The sequence below is a fragment of the Symbiopectobacterium sp. genome (genome assembly GCF_051710365.1).
In the GTDB taxonomy this organism is placed as follows: domain Bacteria; phylum Pseudomonadota; class Gammaproteobacteria; order Enterobacterales; family Enterobacteriaceae; genus Symbiopectobacterium.
In genome coordinates this window covers 1-2,064 of record NZ_JBPETA010000321.1, presented here as the reverse complement: position 1 = coordinate 2,064, position 2,064 = coordinate 1, and the positions used below count along the sequence as shown (strand labels likewise).

At 50.7% G+C, this 2,064-nt stretch carries 2 protein-coding genes and 1 pseudogene; all 3 read left to right on the top strand.

What is annotated here, in order from left to right:
- Nucleotides 1–479: hypothetical protein (locus tag ACTBDZ_RS17310; protein WP_438816210.1), on the top strand; the 479-nt coding region annotated here is incomplete at its 5' end.
- A gap of 124 nt (nucleotides 480–603) precedes the next feature.
- The gene (locus tag ACTBDZ_RS17305) at nucleotides 604–1,353 is read left to right on the top strand and encodes a MipA/OmpV family protein (RefSeq protein WP_438816209.1); all 750 of its coding nucleotides are present in this window, start codon (nucleotides 604–606) and stop codon (nucleotides 1,351–1,353) included.
- Between the two features lie 122 nt (nucleotides 1,354–1,475).
- Nucleotides 1,476–1,835, top strand: a pseudogene (locus tag ACTBDZ_RS17300) (aldo/keto reductase); the annotation flags it as partial.
- Nucleotides 1,836–2,064: the final 229 nt, after the last annotated feature.

The window sequence follows — 2,064 nt, the reverse complement described above, 5'->3', positions numbered from 1 at the left end:
GGTTACGGATGGTAACGTGGGGAGTACTCATGCTGATTGGTCTGCAAAAAGCAGTAATAAATTCAGAACTTCAGAATACCGTCAAGTCCCGAAAAAAGAAAAATCAGGTGCGGAATGACGGGTTAAATAATGTGCGGCGTTATTTATGTGGCCATAGATGTGTAGCCCTCTGGCAGATGATTTCCCTGAATACAGCAACCCTTATGCCAAATTCGCAGCAGTGTGGATGTTATTACACTGACAAGGCGCGTTTTCCTTCATCCACACAGGGTGAGGTCGGAAGGCTGGTGAACGCGCTTACGCTAACCCGCGAACTCAGGAACATTCATCTCCCTGTCATTAAGCGTAGTTGGCATCTGCAAAATTTCCTCATTGGTGAAAACATCTTTTTAAGATATTTCAATAAATCACTCTGCGAATTATGCCGCTACAATGGTGGTAGCCACTGGGCATTCATTCCTTTGGCTCATCTGAAATGACGATAGGTGCGGCATGTGGTTTAATGCCATGCGGTTTGTACATTTAACGATTATGATTGATATGAGCAAAATACGATTTTGATAATTCATATCAGTAATAGGAATAATTAGGAATAATAACGTTATGAAAAAATCATCTGTGATTTATACCTCTTTGCTGTTGGCAGGGTCGCTGGCGGCAACAACGGCAGTTGCGGCGGATTTCTCATTGGGAGCAGGGGTCTTAGGTTCCATCAGCCCGTATCGCGGGGGCGATAACGCACTGTATCCGGTGCCAATGGTGACCTATGAAAGTGACAACTTTTATTTTCGCGGGCTGGGCGGGGGGTATTACCTGTGGAATGACGGACAAAACCGCCTGTCGGTAACGGCACTCTATTCTCCGCTGGGATTCAAACCGAGTGATAACGACGATGCGCAGATGAAGCAACTGGATAAGCGCCGTGGCACGCTGATGGCGGGTCTGGCCTATTCTCACTCCGCGTCCTGGGGGATTTTGCGCACCTCTGTGGTGGCCGATACTCTGGGCTACAGCGACGGTTATCTGTGGGACAACACCTACCTGTATCGCTTCGAATTGGGTGACTGGTCATTGACGCCGGGCGTCGGTGTGACCTGGAGCAGCGAAAGACTCAACCGCTATTACTTTGGTATCAGTGGCAAAGAGGCATCCCGCTCAGGGTTAGGGGCTTACAGTCCGGATGGTGACTGGTCGCCGTACGCCGAGTTGAGCACCAACTACCGTATCAACGATAGCTGGAGCGCATGGGCCACCGGACGCTATGTGCGCCTGGCGGATGAAGTGAAAGAGAGCCCGCTGGTCGATCGCAGCTATACCATGGTGTTTGGCGCGGGTGTGAGCTATCGCTTCTAACACCTGATGCGCTAAAACAGGGCAAGTGCCGCACAATAATGGGGTGATTTCACCCCATTTTGCACGTTTAGGGCGCGCGACGGCTCAGCTAGGTTATTCAACAGGATGCAAGGAGGATAGCGATGGCAACCCGACAGATTCGATTTCCTGATGGTTCAACGCTGCCCGCTGTTGGGCAGGGCACGTGGTTTATGGGGGAAGCGGCCAGTGAGAAGGCGCGTGAAATAAAAGCCTTGCAGGCGGGGCTTGATCTCGGACTTAGGCTTATCGATACCGCAGAAATGTACGCCGACGGCGGTGCGGAGAGCGTGGTGGGTGCAGCACTGCGCGGGCGGCGCGACGAAGCATTTCTGGTCTCCAAGGTCTATCCCCACAATGCGGGCGGCACGCGTGCGATTGAAGCCTGTGAACGCAGCCTGAAACGGCTGCAAACCCTGCTGCACTGGCGCGGCGGTATCCTGATGCCGCGCGCGATAAATGCGCAGCATGCAGCAAGATAAAACCAATACAACATTTTTACTAAATGAGAAAAGGAATTACAGAGACTGTACATAAATTTGTGTAATTGCCTGATTTTGATATGCTCAATCCAACATCAAAAGCAGGTTACTTTATGGACGAAAAACAGTTGCAGGCTCTGGCTAATGCACTGGCCAAAAATCTCAAAACCCCTGAAGCTCTCAGCCAGTTCGATCGCCTGATGAAGAAAAT

Excerpts from the sequence above, each read along its gene's own strand:
- ACTBDZ_RS17305 (WP_438816209.1), top strand. The coding sequence starts at position 604 with ATGAAAAAATCATCTGTGATTTATACCTCTTTGCTGTTGGCAGGGTCG.